Origin of the sequence: Streptomyces sp. 5K101, from assembly GCF_046506645.1 — a bacterium.
GTDB lineage: Bacteria > Actinomycetota > Actinomycetes > Streptomycetales > Streptomycetaceae > Streptomyces.
In genome coordinates, this window is the sequence record NZ_JBKFFO010000003.1 from 276,847 (window position 1) to 295,513 (window position 18,667).

Here is an 18,667-nt window from a genome sequence, read left to right on the forward strand (position 1 = left end):
CAGGGTTTCGAGTCAGCCCCCGGAGTTTTTACGGCCGCGGGGCAATCCCCCCACAAAAGTTGACGAGGAGACCCCTCTTCATGGCAACTCACAAGCGCTCGAACCGGATCACGCTCGCGGCGGCCGTTGCTGCCGTTGCAGCTGCAGCGGGTGCAACGCTTCTCGGCACGTCCTTCGCCGGCGCCGCGGCGCCCGCCGAGGGCAAGATCTACGGCGCCAACGCCGAAGGCGCCGTCGCGGGCAGCTACATCGTGATGCTCGACGAGAAGACCGACAAGAAGGAGTTGGCCGAGGAGTACGGCGGCACGCTGAAGCGCGACTACCGCTCCGCCATCAACGGCTTCTCCGCCGCCGGACTCTCGGAGACCGAGGCCAAGCGCCTGGCCGCCGACCCGGCGGTCGCCAAGGTCGTGCAGAACAAGAAGTTCACGATCAACGCGGACCAGCAGAACCCGCCGTCCTGGGGCCTGGACCGCATCGACCAGGCCGACACCGCCGGTGACAGCAAGTACACCTACCCGGACACCGCCGGCGAGGGCGTCACCGCGTACGTGATCGACACCGGAGTCCGCATCTCGCACAAGGACTTCGAGGGTCGCGCCACGCACGGCTTCGACGCCGTCGACAACGACGACAGCGCCGACGACGGCAACGGCCACGGCACGCACGTCGCCGGGACCATAGCCGGTGCCGCGCACGGTGTCGCCAAGAAGGCGAAGATCGTCGCCGTCCGCGTTCTCGACGACAACGGCTCCGGCACCACGGAGCAGGTCGTGGCGGGCATCGACTGGGTCACCCAGAACCACCAGGGCCCCTCCGTCGCCAACATGAGCCTCGGCGGCGGCGCCGACGAGGCCCTCGACGCGGCCGTCCGCAAGGCGATCGCCGCCGGTGTCACCTTCGGTGTCGCGGCGGGCAACGAGTCCAGTGACGCGAGCCAGGGCTCCCCGGCCCGCGTCCAGGAGGCCATCACGGTCGCCTCGTCCACGAAGGACGACGCCCAGTCGGACTTCTCCAACTTCGGCCAGATCGTGGACGTCTACGCGCCGGGCTCGGACATCACGTCCGCCTGGAACGACAGCGACGAGGGCACCAAGACCATCTCCGGCACCTCCATGGCGACCCCGCACGTCGTCGGCGCCGCCGCGGTCTACCTCGCCGGGCACCAGGACGCCACCCCGGCGGATGTCGCCAAGGCGCTCACCGACGGCGCCACGCCCGACAAGATCACCAACCCGTCCTCCGGCACGCCGAACAAGCTGCTGAAGGTCGTCGAGTGACCGAGGGCCCTTCCTCCGCTCGCACCTGACGCGGAGGAGGGCCCCTGGGGTGTCGTCCGGGCCGGTCCTCCCGCAGCCCGGCGGCACCCCTGCGGCGCGTGCGCCGCCGAGCCGGCGGCCCCCGTACCCTCCCCCACGGGGCACGGCGGCCGCCTTATCGTGTGGGCCATGACGAAGAGGTATGCGGCCCTGCTGCGCGGAGTCAACGTGGGCGGCAAGAAGAAGGTCCCCATGGCGGAACTACGCGCCGTGCTCGCACAGTTGGGGCACAGCGACATCGCCACCTACCTGCAGAGCGGCAACGTGGTCTTCAGCAGTGCGGCGGGCGACGAGCGGACGCTCGCCGCGGGGATCGAGGAAGCCGTCGAGCAGACCTTCGGCTTCCGGGTCGACACCCTGGTGCGCGGCGGCGCGTACCTGCGAGCGGTCGCCGACGCCTGCCCCTTCCCCGCCCACACGCTCCAGGGCAAGCAGCTGCACGTGACCTTCCTGTCCGAGCAGCTCGCGCCCGAGCGGCTGGAGTCCGTCGACGCCGAGGCCCTTCTGCCGGAGGAGTTCCGGCTCGGCGACCGGGTGGTGTACCTGTACACGCCGGACGGACTCGGCCGCTCCAAACTCGCCGAGGTGCTGGGCAGACCGAGCCTGTGGAGGGGCGTCGTGGCGACCAGCCGCAACTGGAACACCGTCGTCAAGCTGGTGGAGATGACCCGTGACTGACCTCGCGACCGATGCCGTGAACGCCGCGATGGAGGCGGAGTTCCGGCTGCTCGACCCGGCCGTGCGGGCCAGCCCCGATCTGCTCGCGCGGCTGCTCCACCCCGACTACGAGGAGTTCGGCACCTCGGGCCGGCTATGGACCCGTGAGTCGATCCTGTCCGCGCTGCGGGCACGGAGCGCGCCCTCGCCCCGGCCGATCACCACCTCCCGCATGAGGGGCGTGCAACTCGCGGCCGGCACGTGCATTTGACCTTCGACACCGAGGCGGGCGGCCACCGCGCCCACCGCAGCTCGATCTGCCGGCTGACCGGCGGCAACTGGCTGCTCTACTTCCACCAAGGCACACGCTTCGCGGAGACCGGAGACCCCGCGCCCCTCGCGGCGCGGTGACCCGCACTCCCCGCGCCGAAATGGCCCACGGGAACGGATGGCGAATGGCCCGCGGGGACGTGCCAATCCCCCTCTAGAGTCGACGACATGGACACCGCGCAGCACACCGACCGCCCCACCGGCTCCGAGAACACCGTCGTGGACTTCTACTTCGACCCGGTCTGCCCCTTCGCCTGGATCGCCTCCCGCTGGATCCTCGAGGTCGAGCAGGAGCGCGCGCTCGACCTCCGCTTCCGCCTGATGAGCCTGTACCTGCACAACATCGGCAACGAACTCCCCGACTGGTACCGCGATCTCGTGGACCGCTCCGTCGGCCCCGTGCGCGTCCTCGCGGCCGCCGCCCGGCAGCACGGCGACGGAGTGCTCCGCGACCTCTACACCGCACTCGGCACCCGGATCCACCGGGACCGGAACGAGGACTTCGACGCGGTCGTCGCCGAGTCCCTGGCCGAGCTCGGCCTGCCCGCCGCCCTGGCCGATGCGGCCCACGACCCGTCGTACGACGACGAGGTGCGCACGAGCCACGACACGGGCAAGGACCCCACCGCCGACGGGTACGTGGGCACACCCACCCTGCACGTCGACGGCACCGTCTGGTTCGGCCCGGTCCTCAACTCGATCCCCCGGGGCAAGGAGGCCGTCGCGCTCTTCGACAGCTTCCGGGTCCTCGCCGGCCACCCCGACCTCTTCGAGATCAAGCGCGCCCGCACCGGCAGCCTCGTCTTCGACTGACCGCGGCGCTGTCGCGCCTGTTCACCGCGTGATGGCTACGCGGTGAACGCCAGTGCGCCCTCCCGCGCTCGCGCCTCGTCGAAGCGGGTCAGCAGCAGACGGGCCAGCTCCGGCCCGGGGCCCAGCACATCGGCCAGCACGTCCGCGTCCCGCGCGCCCTCCGCGATGCGGTCCGGCAGGCGTCCGGGGGCGATCACGTACGGCGCGACCGCCACCCGGCGCACACCGAGGGCGCGCAGCTCGCGCACGGCGTCCTCGGTGCGGGGGAACCCCCCGGCGGAGACGGCGGAGGCGAACGCAGGTCGCACGGCGCACCAACCGGTGTGCCGCAGCTCCCGCGCTGTTTCGGCGATCACTGCGATCGACTCCGGGTCGGTGGAGCCCGCCGACGCCAGCACCAGGCCGGTCGAGCTCTTGTCGGCGGGGCCGAGCCCCGCCGCGTACAGCCGCCGGTGGACGGCGGACAGCAGCAGCGGCGACGGGCCGAGCACCTCGGCCTGCCGTATGCGCAGCGACGCGGGAGCCTCGCGCAGGACGGCGGGGATGTCGGCCTTCGCGTGGAAGGCACGCGTCAGCAGCAGCGGCAGCGCCACCACCTCGCGGACGTCCTCGGCGGCCAGACGGTCCAGCACGCCCGTCACCGACGGCAGGTTGAAGTCCAGGAAGCCGACCTCGACGCGCAGTCCCGGCCGCAGCGACCGCACGCCCCGGACGAGGGCGTGCACCGTCGCGGCATGGCGCGGGTCGCGGCTGCCGTGGGCGATCACCAGAAGGACGGGTGCGCCGGCGGCACCTCCGGACGGAGTTCGGGGAGGCTTCCCCGCGAGGGCGGCGGCGGGCGAGGGGCGTGCGGAACTGCGCATCGTGGACTCAGCTCCTGACGAGGAGACCGCGGCTGCGCAGCACCCACCGCTCCAGCGGACTGAAGATCAGCAGGTCGATCGCGATGCCGACGATCAGGATCAGGGCGATGGCGAGGAACACGCCGGGCATGTCGGCGTTGTTGCGCCCGTTCTCCAGCAACTGGCCGAGGCCGAGGCCCAGATCGGGGGAGGACGCGATGATCTCCGCGGCCATCAGCGACCGCCAGGAGAACGCCCAGCCCTGCTTCAGGCCCGCGACGTAACCGGGCAGCGCCGCCGGCAGCACGATGTGCCAGGCACCCTTCAGCCCGGTCGCACCGAGTGTGCGGCCCGCCCGCAGGAACAGCGGCGGCACCTGGTCCACGCCCGACACCAGGCCGTTCGCGATCGAGGGGACCGCGCCCAGCAGGATCACGGCGAACATCATCGAGTCGTTCAGACCCAGCCAGATCACGGCGGGCGGCACCCAGGCCACCGACGGCAGCGACTGCAGCCCGGACAGGATCGGCCCGATCGCGGCGCGGACGAACCGCACCCGGGCGACCAGCAGGCCGAGCGGCGTGCCGATCGCCAGTGCCAGCAGGAAGCCCAGCAGACCACGGGACACGCTGGTCCACACGACGTCGAACAGCGTGCCCTGCAGCCACATCTCGGACACGCTGTCCCACACCGCGGACGGCGCGGGCAGCTTGTACGCCTCCGTGACCTCCGCCCAGACCAGCAGCTGCCACACCACGAGCACCAGGGCGACGGCGGTCAGCGGCGGCAGCACCTTCCGCAGCAGCACCTCGCGCACCGGCGTACGGCTGACCTGCACCGCTTCCAGCGCGTCGAGACCGGCCTCGAGACCCGCGAGGTCGTCGTTCTTGACCGTGGCCTTCGCGGTCGTGTCAGTGCTGGCCATGTCGGCGGATCTCCCCACGCAGTTCTTCGGTGATCTCGAGGGACAGCTCCGCCACCGCGGAGTCCTCGATGCGCCGTGGCTGATCGATGTCCACGGTCCACTCCCGGGCGATGCGCCCCGGCCGCGACGACAGCAGCACCACGCGCTGCGCGAGCCGCACCGCCTCACGGACGTTGTGCGTCACGAAGAGCACCGACACGTTCGTCTCCCGCCAGATGCGGGTCAGCTCGTCGTGCAGCACGTCGCGCGTGATGGCGTCCAGCGCCGCGAACGGCTCGTCCATCAGCAGCAGCTGGCTGTCCTGCGCCAGCGCGCGAGCCATCGCGACCCGCTGCCGCATGCCGCCCGACAGCTCGTGCACCCGCTTGCCGTACGCGCCGCCGAGCCGCACCAGCTCCAGCAGCCGCTCGGCCTCCGGGCGGCGTCGCGCCTTCGGCACGCCGCGCAGGCGCAGCGCAAGCTCGATGTTCTTGCCCGCGCTCAGCCACGGGAACAACGCATGCTCCTGGAACATCAACGCGGGCCGGCCCCCGGGGGTCTCGATCGACCCCGCCGTCGGCCGGTCGAGCCCCGCGACCAGGTTGAGCAGCGTCGACTTACCGCAGCCCGAGGCCCCGAGGAGGGTGACGAACTCGCCCGGAGCGACATCGAGCGTGATGTCGTCCAGGACGAGCTGGGTGCCGGCGGGCCCGGCGAAGGACTTGGAGACATGCCCGATCCGGGCCGCGTACTCGGTGCGCACGCGGTCGTCGGCCTTGGCGATGGCAGTGGCCATGGTCGTCACCTCCTGGGAACTCGGCTGGTTGCGGTGCTCAACTGACGCCGAGCCCGGCGTCGGCGACGGCGGGCCGGCCCTCGGCTTCGAGGATCTTGTTCAGCGGCCGCAGGTCGTAGATGCCGGCGAGGTCGGGCTGCTGAAGCAGACCGGCCTTCACCGCGTGGCCCGCCTGCGCGTCGAGCGTCGCGGCCAGCGGGTCGTCGGTGAACTGGATCGACGGCCAGGCGGGGTCGATCACCTTCGCCGGCAGCGCCTTGCCGGTGAGCTCCTGGAGCTTGGCGTTGGCGGAGGCCTTCGCCTTGTCCGGGTTGGCGTTGATCCACTCGTTGGTCTTCACCGTGCCGCGCAGGAAGGCCTCGACGACGGCCGGGTGCTCCGCGAGGAACTTCTGCGACACGATCACGTTCGTGATGACGAACTTCTTGCCGGGCCACAGCGTCGACTCGTCGAGAAGCACCTTCGCGCCGTCGCTGACCAGCTTCGACGCGGTCGGCTCCGGCACCCACGCGCCGTCGACGGAGCCGGACAGATAGGCGTTCGGCGTGACCTTGTTCTCCATGCGGACCACGGAGACATCGCCCTTGCCGCTCTCCGGGTCGACCTTCCAGCCCTTCGCGGCGATCCAGTTGAGGAACGCCACGTCCTGGGTGTTGCCGAGCTGTGGGGTGGCGATCCTCTTGCCCTTGACGTCGTCCAGGGTCTTGATCTTCTTCGGGTTCACGACCAGCTTGACGCCACCGGAGGCCGAGCCCCCGATGATCCGCAGGCTCTTGCCCTGGGACTTCACGTAGCCGTTGACCGCGGGCGAGGGGCCGATGAAACCGATGTCGATCGAGCCGGCGTTGAGCGCCTCGATCTCGGACGGACCCGCGTTGAACGCCGCCGTCGACAGCTGCGTGCCGCCGAGCTCCTGCTGGATGATGCCCTCCTGGTCGCCGACCAGGGCGGTCGCGTGCGTCAGGTTCGGGAAGTACCCGACCCTGACGGTGTCCAGGCCGTCGATCTTCTTGCCCTTGGCGGCGGGAGCGACCTTGTCGGCCTTCGCCTGGGAGCCGTAGCCGCACGCGGTGAGGGCGATGGCGAGGAGCGGCAGGGCGGCCGCGGCGGCGAGGCCGCGGCGGACGGTGGTGCGGGTGGCTGGCACGGGAGGCTGTCCTCTCGTTGGCCCGGTCGGCGCGTCGGTTCAGGTGGGACGCGGCCGGGTCGTCGGCGGTCTTCGTCGGTGCTGGGTGCGGGGAGTGCGGGCGCGCAAGCCGCGGACCTGCGGCAGTTCAGTCATCGCGCACATCGCGCCACCCCGCCTCTGCCCGCGCCGAGGGCCCCGCTGCCGACGCGGCCGCCCTCCTTGGCGAAGGTTCCGAAGACATCGGTCATGTCAGAAGTCCCAGCCGTCGTCGGCCTTGTCCCGGACGGGCTCCGGCGAGGCGAACGACTCGCCGACCATGCCCGCGGTGAGCGTGGTGCCGTCGGCCGGGTCGATCAGGATGAACGCGCCGGTGCGGCGCGAGTCCGCGTACGAGTCGAGCGGCAGCGGCTCGGCCGTACGGATCTTGACGCGGCCGATGTCGTTGGCGACCAGCTGACCCGGGTGCGGGTGCAGGGAGAGGTCGTCGAGGGTCAGCCGCGACGGGATGTCCTTGACGATCGCCTTGACCGTGCGGGTGCCGTGCTTGAGCAGCACGCGGTGGCCGACGGTCAGGGGCTGGTCGGCGACGTGGCAGACGGTCGCCTCGACGTCCTGGGTGGTCGGGGGCGCGTCCTTGCTCGGCACGATCAGGTCGCCGCGCGAGATGTCGACGTCGTCCTCCAGCAGGAGGGTCACCGACTGGGTCGTCCAGGCCACGTCGACCGGCTTGCCCAGCAGGTCGATGCCGGCGATGCGCGTCGTGCGGCCCGAGGGCAGCACGGTCACCTCCTCGCCGACCCGGAAGGTGCCGGCCGCGATCTGGCCCGCGTAGCCCCGGTAGTCCGGGTGCTCGACGGTCTGCGGCCGGATCACGTACTGCACGGGCAGCCGGGCGTGGCAGTGGCTCAGGTCGTGGCTGACCGGCACCGTCTCCAGGTGCTCCAGCACGGTCGGGCCGCCGTACCAGTCCATGTTCGCGGACGCGTCCACGACGTTGTCGCCGGCGAGCGCGGAGATCGGGATCGCGGTGACCTCGGGGACGCCCAGCTCGGTCGCGTACGCCGTGAACTCCTCGGCGATCGCGGCGAACACGGACTCCGCGTAGTCGACGAGGTCCATCTTGTTGACGGCGAGGACCACGTGCGGAACGCGCAGCAGCGCGGCGATCGCCGCGTGGCGGCGGGTCTGCTCGACGACGCCGTTGCGGGCGTCGACCAGGATCACCGTGAGCTCGGCCGTGGACGCGCCGGTCACCATGTTGCGCGTGTACTGCACGTGGCCCGGCGTGTCGGCGAGGATGAACCGGCGGCGCGCGGTGGCGAAGTAACGGTACGCCACGTCGATCGTGATGCCCTGCTCGCGCTCGGCCCGCAGACCGTCGGTGAGCAGCGCCAGGTCGGGCGCCTCCTGGCCGCGGTTACGGGAGGCGTGCTCGACGGCCTCCAGCTGGTCGGTGAGGACCGACTTGGAGTCGTGCAGCAGCCGGCCCACCAGCGTGGACTTGCCGTCGTCGACGGACCCGGCGGTGGCGAAGCGCAGCAGGGTGGTGGCCGAAAGCTGCTCGGCCAGCTGCTCGGTGGTGCTGGTCATGTCTAGAAGTACCCTTCGCGCTTGCGGTCTTCCATCGCGGCCTCGGACAGCTTGTCGTCGGCGCGGGTCGCGCCCCGCTCGGTGAGGCGGGAGGCGGCGATCTCGGCGATCACGGCGTCCAGCGTGGTGGCGTCGGAGTCGACGGCGCCGGTGCAGGACATGTCGCCGACGGTGCGGTAGCGGATGAGCCGCTTCTCGGTCGTCTCCGACTCCTTCGGGCCGCCCCACTCGCCCGCGGTCAGCCACATGCCGGCACGCTTGAACACCTCGCGCTCGTGGGCGAAGTAGATCTCCGGCAGCTCGATCCGCTCCCGCTGGATGTACTGCCACACGTCCAGCTCGGTCCAGTTGGACAGCGGGAAGACGCGGACGTGCTCGCCGGGGGCGTGGCGGCCGTTGTAGAGCTGCCACAGCTCGGGGCGCTGCCGGCGCGGGTCCCACTGCGAGAACTCGTCACGGAGGCTGAACACCCGCTCCTTGGCGCGGGCCTTCTCCTCGTCGCGGCGGCCGCCGCCGAACACCGCGTCGAAGCGGTGCTGCTGGATGGCCTCGGTCAGCGGCACGGTCTGCAGCGGGTTGCGCGTGCCGTCGGGGCGCTCGCGCAGCTTGCCCGCGTCGATGTACTCCTGCACGGACGCGACATGCAGGCGCAGCCCGTGCTTCTTCACCGTGCGGTCGCGGTACTCGATGACCTCGGGGAAGTTGTGCCCGGTGTCCACGTGCAGCAGCGTGAAGGGGATCGCGGCGGGCCGGAACGCCTTCAGCGCGAGGTGCAGCATGACGATGGAGTCCTTGCCGCCGGAGAACAGGATCACCGGCCGCTCGAACTCGCCCGCCACCTCGCGGAAGATGTGCACCGCCTCGGACTCGAGCGCGTCGAGGTGGGAGAGGGCGTACGGGCTGTCGGTGCCCTCGTGGACGGTGGCGACGGTCGTCACAGGAGACCCCTTTCGGTCAGCAGGGCGTGGACCGCCTGGGCGGACTCCTGCACGGTCTGGTTCTGGGACTCGATCCGCAGATCGGGCGACTCGGGCTCCTCGTACGGGTCGTCGACCCCGGTCAGCCCGCTGATCTCGCCGGCCGCCTGCCTGGCGTACAGCCCCTTCACGTCGCGCACCGAGCACACCTCCACCGGAGTGGCGACATGCACCTCGACGTACGCGGTGCCCTCCTGCTGGTGGCGCTTGCGCACGGACTCACGGCTGTCGGCGTACGGGGCGATGACCGGGACGAGCACCTTCACGCCGTTGGACGCGAGCAGTTCGGCGACGAAGCCGATGCGCTGCACGTTGGTGTGCCGGTCCTCGCGGCTGAAGCCGAGGCCCGCCGAGAGGAACTCGCGGATCTCGTCGCCGTCGAGCAGCTCGACCCGGTGGCCCTCCTCGCGCAGCCTGCCCGCGAGCTCGTACGCGATGGTGGTCTTGCCGGCGCTCGGCAAACCCGTGAGCCAGATGGTGGCTCCGGACACGTCGTTCTCCTGGTCGTTCCGAGTGTTCGTCATCAGCCGTGCAACCCGCATTCCGTCTTGCCCCGCCCGGCCCAGCGGCCGGCGCGCGCGTCCTCTCCCGCCAGCACCCGGCGGGTGCAGGGGGCGCAGCCGACGGACGTGTAGCCGTCCATGAGCAGCGGATTTGTCAGGACACCGTGCTCGGCGACGTAGGCGTCCACGTCGTCCTGGTTCCAGCGGGCGATCGGCGAGATCTTGACCTTCTGCCGCTTCTCGTCCCAGCCGACGACGGGGGTGTCCGCCCGGGTCGGGGACTCGTCGCGGCGCAGGCCGGTGGCCCATGCGGCGTAGTGGGTCAGGCCCTCTTCGAGGGGCTTGACCTTGCGCAGGGCGCAGCACAGGTCGGGGTCGCGGTCGTGCAGCCTGGGGCCGTACTCGGCGTCCTGCTCGGCCACGGTCTGGCGCGGCGTGAGCGTGATGACGTTGACGTCCATCACGGCGTCCACGGCGTCCCGCGTGCCGATCGTCTCCTCGAAGTGGTAGCCGGTGTCGAGGAACACGACGTCCACACCGGGGAAGACGCGCGAGGCGAGGTGGGCCACGACCGCGTCCTCCATCGAGGAGGTGACACAGAAGCGCTTGCCGAAGGTGTCGGCGGCCCACTTCAGGATGTCGAGCGCCGAGGCGTCCTCGAGGTCGCGGCCCGCCTGCTCGGCCAGCGTCTTGAGGTCCTGACCGGACTGAACCGTCGTCATGTCGTTTCCCCTCCACCGTCGTCGATCCGAAGCCCGCGGGACAGGAGCCCGAGGAACTTCAGCTGGAAGGCCCGATTGCACGCCGCGCATTCCCAGGCGCCGTGGCCCTGCTCACTGGGCCGAAGGTCCTCGTCCCCGCAGTAGGGGCAGTAGAAGGGGGCGGCGCGCTCGCTCATGAGAGGGCCTCCTCGGAGGCGCGTGCCGCCCACGTCGCGAAGCGCTCGCCGTCCTCGCGCTCCGCCTGGAAGCGCTTGAGGACCCGCTCCACGTAGTCGGGCAGCTCGTCGGAGGTGACCTTCAGGCCGCGCACCTTGCGGCCGAAGGCAGGCTCCAGACCGAGTGCGCCGCCCAGGTGCACCTGGTAGCCCTCGACCTGGTTGCCCTCGTCGTCGAGGACCAGCTGGCCCTTGAGACCGATGTCCGCGACCTGGATGCGCGCGCAGGCGTTGGGGCAGCCGTTGATGTTGATGGTGAGGGGCTGGTCGAACTCCGGGAGGCGCCGCTCCAGTTCGTCGATGAGCGTGGAGCCGCGGCCCTTGGTCTCGACGATCGCCAGCTTGCAGAACTCGATGCCGGTGCAGGCCATGGTGCCCCGCCGGAACGGCGACGGCTTGACCTGGAGGTCCAGCGCCTCCAGACCGGAGACCAGCGAGTCGACCTGGTCCTCGGCGACGTCGAGCACGATCATCTTCTGCTCGACGGTGGTGCGCAGGCGGCCGGAGCCGTGCGCCGCCGCCAGATCGGCGATCTTGGTGAGGGTGGCGCCGTCGACGCGGCCCACACGCGGGGCGAAGCCGACGTAGAACCGGCCGTCCTGCTGGCGGTGGACGCCGACGTGGTCGCGCCAGTGCTCGACCGGCTGCTCCGGAGCGGGGCCGTCGACCAGCTTGCGCTTCAGGTACTCGTCCTCCAGCACCTGGCGGAACTTCTCGGCGCCCCAGTCGGCGACGAGGAACTTCAGGCGGGCGCGGTTGCGCAGGCGGCGGTAGCCGTAGTCCCGGAAGATCGAGATGACGCCTTCCCAGGCGTCCGGGACCTCGTCGAGGGGCACCCAGGCACCCAGGCGCACGCCCAGCTTCGGGTTGGTGGACAGGCCGCCGCCCACCCACAGGTCGAAGCCCGGACCGTGCTCGGGGTGGTGCACCCCGACGAAGGCGACGTCGTTGATCTCGTGCGCCACGTCCAGCAGCGGGGAGCCGGAGATCGCGGTCTTGAACTTGCGCGGCAGGTTGGAGAAGTCCTTGTTGCCGATGAACCGGCGGTGGATCTCGTCGATGGCCGGGCTGCCGTCGACGATCTCGTCCGCGGCGATGCCGGCCACCGGGGAACCGAGGATCGTCCGCGGGGTGTCGCCGCAGGCCTCGGTCGTCGACAGGCCGACGGCCTCCAGCCGGCGCCAGATCTCGGGGACGTCCTCGATGCGGATCCAGTGGTACTGGACGTTCTGCCGGTCGGTGAGGTCGGCGGTGCCGCGCGCGAACTCCTGCGAGATCTCGCCGATGACGCGCAGCTGCTCGGTGGTCAGCCGGCCACCGTCGATGCGCACCCGCAGCATGAAGAATTCGTCGTCCAGCTCCTCCGGCTCCAGGATCGCCGTCTTGCCGCCGTCGATCCCGGGCTTGCGCTGGGTGTACAGGCCCCACCAGCGCATACGGCCGCGCAGGTCGGCGCCGTCGATGGAGTCGAAGCCGCGGTGGGCATAGATCGTCTCAATGCGTGTCCGCACATTGAGACCGTCGTCGTCCTTCTTGGTCTGCTCGTTCGCGTTGAGCGGCGTGTGGTGGCCCATGGCCCACTGGCCCTCGCCGCGGTGGCGTCCGGCCTTGCGTCGAGACGTGGCGGAGACGGGCTTTTCAGGGGTGGCGGCCATGGCGGTATGTCCTTCGAGACTGCAGGAGGGCGGCTCTGAGCTGCACACTCGCGACGAGGGCGCGATAGTGCGCAGGGCGGGGCGAAGAAGGTCGAAAGCGCGGCTGTGCTGGGCTGTCAGCAGGCCGGACAGATTGCGCTGGACATGCGGCCGAGGTCGACGTGCCGCCGACTCACCAAGGCAATTCCAGTGCTAGACATGACGGAAGCGTGGCATGGGAGTTTGGACCCAGTCCACCGTTATCCAGGATGTGGACAGCGGTGTCCCGCATGGTGGGACGCTGTGTCCTGGGTCACGGGCGCGCGGGCCGGTGTCCCGGCCGCGCTGACGCCCGGCGGCGCCGGCGCCGTGCCGGGCTGGGGCGGGGGTTGCGTCCCGGCCGCCGGCCGGTGGCGGGGCACGGCCTGCGGCCGTGTCCTCAAGCGCCGGACGGGCTGGGGATGCGCCGCGTCGGGCGGCCGACGCCGCGCCGGGCCGGGGGTTGCCTTCCGGCTGCCGGCCGGTGGCAGGGGACGGCCTGCGGCCGTGTCCTCAAGCGCCGGACGGTCTGGGGATGCGTCGGGCCGGGGGTTGTGTCCTGGCCGCCGGCCGGTGGCGGGGCACGGCCTGCGGCCGTGTCCTCAAGCGCCGGACGGGATGGAAGTGGCACCGGGCCAGGGGCCGGGGGGCGTCCCCAGGGGCTCTTCCTCCTCGACCTTGGTGTCGAAGACCGTGAAGCCGCGGCGCAGATAGTTGTCCAGCGCGTGCGGGCCGTCCTTGGAGCAGGTGTGCAGCCACACCCGCTTGGTCTGCGGCAGGCCCGGCCAGCGGTCGGCCAGGTCCCAGGCCCGGGCGACGCCGTACGACAGCAGGTGCCCGCCGATCCGCCGGCCCCGGAAGGCCGGGACCAGCCCGAAGTAGACGATCTCCACCGTGCCCTCGTCCTGCGCCTGGAGTTCGACGTAACCGGCCGGCGTCCCCCTGTCGTAGGCCACCCACGTCTCGACACCCGGACGCTCCAGCCACTCCCGCCAGTCGGCGTAGGTCATGCCCAGGCGGTCCGTCCAGTGGATGTCACCGCCGACGGCCGTGTAGAGGAAGCGGCTGAACTCGGGCGAGGGGACCTCCGCCCGGGCGATCCGTATGTCCCCGTCGGGCGCCGACGCCGGTCGCTGGTCGGCGGGCGAGGTCTGCTCCAGGGACCACGTGGTCACAGTGATGCTCATGCGCGCCAGACAATCACGACGACGGGTTACGGCCAAGCGCCGGTCAGGCCGCCCGGGCCCGCCGGACCGCCTGAGCCGTCGAGTGCGGCAGCAGGTCGCCGGGCCGGTCCGGCGCCACCACCTCCACCTCCAGCTCCTCGGTGAACCGGTACGGCCGGTGCGCCAGAACCTGCGCGAGACGGCGTCGCAGCCGCGACATCTCGGCCCGCACGGTCACCGTCCGCGTGCGGTCCCCGAACAGGTCCTCCGCCAGCTGCGCCGCGCTGCGCCCGTCCCGGTGCAGCGCCAGCAGGTACAGCAGCTCGGCATGGCGGGGACTGAGCTCGTACGTCCAGCTGCCGGAACCGCCCGACACCGCCACCGAGGGCTGCCGCGGCCTGCTCAGGTCCAGCACCACCCGGCCCGGCGCCAGCGGCTCGGCATCCTTGTCGTCCACCCGTACCAGCCAGCCGCCGGGCAGCGGTTCCACCGTGCACATCCCCAGCGACGGCAGCCACAGCCGCCCCGCCCGCACCGCCTTCGGCAGCGTGAGCCGGCCCGGCGGAGCCATGCCGGTCACCGCGGCGGTCCAGCCGTTGCCGTCCACGGCCAGCGCCCGGCCGCCGATCCGGCCCAGCAGCGGGGCCGCCGCGCTGCGCAGCCGGTCCAGCGCTTCGTGGTGGCGGTTGCGCAGCTCGGCCTCGGCGAGCCTGGTGACCGAGGTGACGAGGGCGAGCGTGGCCGGATGCATCGTGGACAGCGGTCCGCTGATGTCGACGACGCCGATCAGCTTCCCGTCGCGCGGATCGGTGACCGGAGCGCCCGCGCAGGTCCAGGTGTGGTGGGTGGAGACGAAGTGCTCTGCCGAGTGCACCTGGACCGGGCGGCGCGTCACCAGGGCGGTGCCGACGCCGTTCGTGCCGACCAGCCCCTCCGACCAGTCCGCGCCGAGGACGAAGCCGTGACCGTCTCCCTTGCGCAGCACGGCCGTGCTGCCCTCCCGCCACAGCAGCCGGGCCTCCGCGTCGGAGATGACCATGATGTGCTGCGCCGCCTCCGCGATGGACACGAGACCGTCGCGGAGCACGGGCAGCACATCCAGCAGCGGCGAGGTCAGCCTGCGGCGTTCGATCTCCTCCAGCGGCAGCAACCCGGCCCTGCGGTCCTTGTCCGGGTCCACCCCGCCGCGCAGCATCCGCTGCCACGACTCGTCGATGTCCGTGCGTGGGCCCACCCGCGGCCGGCGCCCGGAGAGGGCCGCGTCCCGTACGCCCTTCAGCAGCCGGAGGGCGTCCCCGGTGTCCATGGCCGCAAGCCGCGCAAGGTCGAGCGATGTGTCGTGCACTGGGTCCTCCTCGATGACGCCAGCGTCCGGAGCGGGGGTGGCTGGGGCGTGTGCCCGGCCATCCTCCCGCGCCCCGGGCACAGCGCGCTGCCATATGCCACACAAGGATGCAACCCTTTGCAACCGTCGCGAACGGGCGTGCGGATGTACGAAGGTGACGGAACACCGGTCCGCCGGTGGGGTGGTGCCGTGTCGGCGCAGCACCACCCGACAAACGTCACGGGCGCGGGCCGTCGCACCACGGCCCGCGCCCGTTCGACGTCACACCGAGGCGCGCGCCCGCTCCACCACCGACGCCAGGTCCAGCGAATGCGGCAGCGTCCCGAACGCCGACCCCCAGTCACCGCCCAGCCGCGAGGCACAGAACGCGTCGGCGACCTCGGGCGGCGCCCAGCGCACCAGCAGTGACCCCTGCAGCACCAGCGCCATGCGCTCGACCAGCCGCCGCGCCCGCGCCTCGATGCCGTCCAGGTCGGCGAGCTCCGTCAGCAGATCCTTGATGGCCGCATCCAGCCGGTGGTCCGCGCCCCGCGCCGTGCCGACCTCCTGGAGGAAGGCGTTCAGCGCCTGCGGCTCCCTCTGCAGCGCGCGCAGCACGTCCAGGGCCTGGACGTTACCCGAGCCCTCCCAGATCGAGTTGAGCGGCGACTCGCGCAGCAGCCGGGGCATGCCCGACTCCTCCACGTAGCCGTTGCCGCCCAGGCACTCCAGCGCCTCGGCCACGACCGGCGTGCACCGCTTGGTCACCCAGTACTTGGCCGCGGGCACCGCGAGCCGCAGGAACGCCCGCTCCTCCTCGGTGTCCGCGTCGTACGCCGCGGCCAGCCGCAGCCCCAGCGTCGTCGCCGCCTCCGACTCGAGCGCCAGATCGGCCAGCACATTGCGCATCAGCGGCTTGTCGACGAGCAGCCCGCCGAAGGCGCTGCGGTACGTCGCGTGGTGCACGGCCTGTGCCACGCCCTGCCGCATCAGGGCGGCCGAGCCGAGGACGCAGTCGAGCCGGGTCGCGGCCACCATCTCGATGATGGTGCGCACCCCGCGGCCCTCGTCGCCGACCCGCCTGGCCCACGTGCCGTCGAACTCGACCTCGCTGGAGGCGTTGGACCGGTTGCCGAGCTTGTCCTTGAGCCGCTGGATCCGGAAGACGTTGCGCGTCCCGTCCTCCAGCACCCGGGGCACCAGGAAGCAGGTCAGCCCCCCTGGCGCCTGGGCGAGGACCAGGAAGCCGTCGCTCATCGGCGCGGAGCAGAACCATTTGTGACCTGTCAGCACGTACTCGCCGTCGGCGGCCAGCGGCTCGGCGCGCGTGGTGTTCGCGCGCACGTCGCTGCCGCCCTGCTTCTCGGTCATGCCCATCCCGAACAGCGAGCCGCCCTTCTCGGCCGCCGGGCGCAGACCCTCCTCGTACACCGTCGACGTCAGCCGCGGCTCCCACACCGCGGCGAGCGCCGGATCCGTCCGCAGGGCCGGCACCGAGGCATGGGTCATCGACAGGGGGCAGCCGTGCCCGGCCTCGGCCTGGGTCCACACCAGGAATCCGGCGGCCCGGCGCACGTGCCCGGCCGGCCGGTTCCACGCGCTCACCAGGCCCGCCGAGACGCCGTGGCCCAGCAGCCGGTGCCAGGCCGGATGGAACTCGACCTCGTCGATCCGGTTCCCGTAGCGGTCGTGGGTGCGCAGCTTCGGCGGGTTCTCGTTGGCCTGCGTCCCCCATTCCTGGGCCTGCGCCGAGCCCGCCGTCCGCCCCAGTGCGGACAGCTCCTCGCGCACCTCGTCCCGGAGGCCGGGACCGACATGCCGGTCGACCGCCTCCGCGAGAGCCCGGTCGGCGCTGTAGACGTCGTACCCCACCAGGGGCGGAGCCTGGTTGGTCACTGTGTGGGTGCTGTCTGCCATGCGGATACGGTAAGGAGGTGCAGGCAGCAAATGAAACACCCGAGCGGCCCCATGGGCGGCTCCATCGAGCCCGAGTCCTCTACCGCAACGTCTCCAAGCGGAAGATGGCATGGCTGCTGCTCAAGGACACCGTCAATTCCTGCATCGAGTACCGGATCCTGGGCCTGGCCGCCGAGGCGGCGTTCTTCACGCTCCTGTCGGTGCCGCCCCTGATGCTCGGTCTTCTGGGCCTGCTCGGCTACATCGACGACTGGACCAACACCACCACCGTCGCCTCGATCGAGGAGAACATCCTCACCGCCGTCGGCACCGTCCTCTCCGACCGGGGCGTCAACGACATCGCCAAACCGCTGCTGGAGGACGTCACCCAGGGCGGCAGGCCGGACCTCATCTCCATCGGTTTCGCCATCGCCCTCTGGTCGGGCTCCCGCGCGGTCAACGTCTTCATCGACACGATCACCGTCATGTACGGGCTGGACGGGCACCGCGGCATCGTGGCGACGCGGCTCCTGGCGTTCCTGCTCTACATCATCGCCCTGCTGATCGGCGCGGTGGTGCTGCCGCTCGCCGTCGTCGGCCCGGACCGGGTGGTGGAGCTGATGCCGTGGGGCACGGAAGTGGTCCAGCTCCTCTACTGGCCGGTGGTGATCCTGCTCTCCATCGCCTTCCTCACCACCCTGTACCACGTGTCCGTGCCCGTGCGCTCGCCCTGGGTGGAGGACGTGCCGGGAGCGCTCGTGGCGCTCGGGATGTGGGTGCTCGGCAGCTTCCTGCTCCGCATCTACCTGACCAGCACCGTCGAGGGCCCCACGATCTACGGCTCGCTCGCGGCGCCCATCGCCTTCCTGCTGTGGATCGGCATCTCGGCCTTCGCCGTGCTCGTCGGCGCGGCCGTCAACGCCGCCATCGACCGTGTCTGGCCCTCGGTCGCCACGGCCGCGGCCCGCGCCGCCAACGAGCGCGCCCGCGCCGCGCACGCCGCCGAGCTGCTGGCGCGGGCGAGGGCGGCTCATGTGTACGAGGACGACGAGGACGACGAGGACGAGGGCGGCGGCGACATGCCGTCCGAGTTCCCCGAGCGCTGGTCGAGGTTCCTGCCGCCGGACGACGTGAAGTCCCGCCTGCACACCGGGCGGGACAACGGCAGGGACGGCCGCGGCAACGGCAGGGACGAGGTCCGCGACGACGGGCAGGACGGCCACGCCTGACCGCCGGACCGCGTCCTGTCCTCGGTCGTATGTACCGGGAACGGCCCGCACGCATGGACGGCACTGTCGTCTGGACCAGGACGGTGCACCGGCACGACGGCCCCGTGCACCCGGTGCTCCCCGACGGCTGCATGGACCTGTTGTGGAACGGGGACCGGCTGCTCGTCGCGGGCCCCGACACCGCGGCCCACATCCCGGACGGCGGGGCCCGGACGCTCTGGGCGGGCCTGCGCTGCGCGCCCGGCGCCGCGCCCGCGTTCTTCGGCGTCCCGGCCCACGAAATGCGCGACCGGCGGGTGGAGCCGGCCGATCTGTGGGGCACGGCGCGGGCCCGCCGCCTCGCCGAACGCGTCGGCGACGCCGCCGGCCCGGCCGCCGGACTGGAGACCGTGGCGCTCGCGCGGGCCGCGCAGGCACCGCCGCCGGACCCGCTGCTCGCGCGGATCGTCGGCCATCTCGACGCGGGCGGGACCCTCGCGGCGGCGGAGGAGGCGGCCGGACCCGGCGCCCGGCAGCTGCACCGGCGCTCCCTGGACGCCTTCGGCTACGGCCCCAGGACGCGAGACGACGAGACCGCTGGCG

General features: G+C 71.7%; 18 protein-coding genes and 2 pseudogenes. 6 read left to right on the top strand and 14 right to left on the bottom strand.

The window, feature by feature from the left end:
- The first annotated feature begins 80 nt into the window (after nucleotides 1-80).
- From ACLB9X_RS06920 to ACLB9X_RS06935, 4 genes and pseudogenes are all read left to right on the top strand, one after another.
- On the top strand, nucleotides 81-1,280 hold the full coding sequence (locus ACLB9X_RS06920) for a S8 family serine peptidase (protein WP_410359351.1): 1,200 nt from the start codon (nucleotides 81-83) through the stop codon (nucleotides 1,278-1,280).
- A gap of 168 nt (nucleotides 1,281-1,448) precedes the next feature.
- Nucleotides 1,449-1,997 (top strand): DUF1697 domain-containing protein, encoded by a 549-nt coding sequence (locus ACLB9X_RS06925; protein ID WP_410359352.1) that lies wholly within the window; start codon nucleotides 1,449-1,451, stop codon nucleotides 1,995-1,997.
- Between the two features lie 28 nt (nucleotides 1,998-2,025).
- Nucleotides 2,026-2,387 (top strand): annotated as a pseudogene (locus ACLB9X_RS06930) (DUF4440 domain-containing protein).
- Between the two features lie 87 nt (nucleotides 2,388-2,474).
- Nucleotides 2,475-3,119 carry a DsbA family protein gene (locus ACLB9X_RS06935; RefSeq protein WP_410359353.1) on the top strand — a complete coding sequence of 215 codons (645 nt, stop codon included), beginning with the start codon at nucleotides 2,475-2,477 and terminating at the stop codon, nucleotides 3,117-3,119.
- Nucleotides 3,120-3,154: 35 nt separating this feature from the next.
- On the opposite strand, the gene ACLB9X_RS06940 is transcribed toward ACLB9X_RS06935, so the two are convergent.
- The 14 genes from ACLB9X_RS06940 to ACLB9X_RS07005 form a co-directional block, all read right to left on the bottom strand.
- Nucleotides 3,155-3,982, bottom strand: a complete 828-nt coding sequence (locus ACLB9X_RS06940; RefSeq protein ID WP_410359354.1) for a sirohydrochlorin chelatase — start codon at nucleotides 3,980-3,982, stop codon at nucleotides 3,155-3,157.
- A 7-nt stretch (nucleotides 3,983-3,989) separates the two neighbouring features.
- Nucleotides 3,990-4,886 (bottom strand): ABC transporter permease, encoded by an 897-nt coding sequence (locus ACLB9X_RS06945; protein WP_410359355.1) that lies wholly within the window; start codon nucleotides 4,884-4,886, stop codon nucleotides 3,990-3,992.
- Nucleotides 4,873-5,661, bottom strand: a complete 789-nt coding sequence (locus ACLB9X_RS06950; RefSeq protein WP_410359356.1) for an ABC transporter ATP-binding protein — start codon at nucleotides 5,659-5,661, stop codon at nucleotides 4,873-4,875. The genes ACLB9X_RS06945 and ACLB9X_RS06950 overlap by 14 nt, the downstream gene beginning before the upstream one ends.
- Before the next feature lie 37 nt (nucleotides 5,662-5,698).
- Entirely contained in the window at nucleotides 5,699-6,808 is a 1,110-nt protein-coding gene (locus ACLB9X_RS06955) for an aliphatic sulfonate ABC transporter substrate-binding protein (protein WP_410359357.1), read from the bottom strand.
- Nucleotides 6,809-7,039: 231 nt separating this feature from the next.
- On the bottom strand, nucleotides 7,040-8,380 hold the full coding sequence (locus ACLB9X_RS06960; RefSeq protein WP_410359358.1) for a sulfate adenylyltransferase subunit 1: 1,341 nt from the start codon (nucleotides 8,378-8,380) through the stop codon (nucleotides 7,040-7,042).
- 2 nt (nucleotides 8,381-8,382) lie between these two features.
- On the bottom strand, nucleotides 8,383-9,318 hold the full coding sequence (gene cysD, locus ACLB9X_RS06965) for a sulfate adenylyltransferase subunit CysD (RefSeq protein ID WP_410359359.1): 936 nt from the start codon (nucleotides 9,316-9,318) through the stop codon (nucleotides 8,383-8,385).
- Nucleotides 9,315-9,881, bottom strand: coding sequence for an adenylyl-sulfate kinase (gene cysC / locus ACLB9X_RS06970; RefSeq protein ID WP_410359360.1), 567 nt, complete (start codon nucleotides 9,879-9,881; stop codon nucleotides 9,315-9,317). The genes cysD and cysC overlap by 4 nt, the downstream gene beginning before the upstream one ends.
- A complete protein-coding gene (locus ACLB9X_RS06975; protein WP_410359361.1) occupies nucleotides 9,881-10,582 on the bottom strand; it encodes a phosphoadenylyl-sulfate reductase in 702 nt (233 codons plus the stop codon). Before ACLB9X_RS06975 ends, cysC begins: the two co-directional genes overlap by 1 nt.
- Nucleotides 10,579-10,758 (bottom strand): hypothetical protein, encoded by a 180-nt coding sequence (locus tag ACLB9X_RS06980; protein ID WP_410359362.1) that lies wholly within the window; start codon nucleotides 10,756-10,758, stop codon nucleotides 10,579-10,581. Before ACLB9X_RS06980 ends, ACLB9X_RS06975 begins: the two co-directional genes overlap by 4 nt.
- Nucleotides 10,755-12,452 carry a nitrite/sulfite reductase gene (locus ACLB9X_RS06985; RefSeq protein ID WP_410359363.1) on the bottom strand — a complete coding sequence of 566 codons (1,698 nt, stop codon included), beginning with the start codon at nucleotides 12,450-12,452 and terminating at the stop codon, nucleotides 10,755-10,757. The genes ACLB9X_RS06980 and ACLB9X_RS06985 overlap by 4 nt, the downstream gene beginning before the upstream one ends.
- A 116-nt stretch (nucleotides 12,453-12,568) precedes the next feature.
- A complete protein-coding gene (locus ACLB9X_RS06990; protein WP_310650533.1) occupies nucleotides 12,569-12,652 on the bottom strand; it encodes a putative leader peptide in 84 nt (27 codons plus the stop codon).
- Nucleotides 12,653-13,072: 420 nt separating this feature from the next.
- Complete coding sequence (locus tag ACLB9X_RS06995; RefSeq protein WP_410359364.1) at nucleotides 13,073-13,657, bottom strand: GNAT family N-acetyltransferase; 585 nt, start codon at nucleotides 13,655-13,657, stop codon at nucleotides 13,073-13,075.
- Between the two features lie 43 nt (nucleotides 13,658-13,700).
- The gene (locus tag ACLB9X_RS07000; protein WP_410359591.1) at nucleotides 13,701-14,942 is read right to left on the bottom strand and encodes a GAF domain-containing protein; all 1,242 of its coding nucleotides are present in this window, start codon (nucleotides 14,940-14,942) and stop codon (nucleotides 13,701-13,703) included.
- 300 nt (nucleotides 14,943-15,242) lie between these two features.
- Entirely contained in the window at nucleotides 15,243-16,877 is a 1,635-nt protein-coding gene (locus ACLB9X_RS07005) for an acyl-CoA dehydrogenase family protein (RefSeq protein WP_410359365.1), read from the bottom strand.
- Between the two features lie 17 nt (nucleotides 16,878-16,894).
- On the opposite strand from ACLB9X_RS07005, the gene ACLB9X_RS07010 reads away from it, so the two are divergent.
- Together ACLB9X_RS07010 and ACLB9X_RS07015 are read left to right on the top strand one after the other, a co-directional pair.
- Complete coding sequence (locus tag ACLB9X_RS07010) at nucleotides 16,895-18,085, top strand: YihY/virulence factor BrkB family protein (protein WP_410359366.1); 1,191 nt, start codon at nucleotides 16,895-16,897, stop codon at nucleotides 18,083-18,085.
- Between the two features lie 53 nt (nucleotides 18,086-18,138).
- A pseudogene (locus ACLB9X_RS07015) lies at nucleotides 18,139-18,375 on the top strand (DUF6597 domain-containing transcriptional factor); the annotation flags it as partial.
- Nucleotides 18,376-18,667 lie beyond the last annotated feature (292 nt).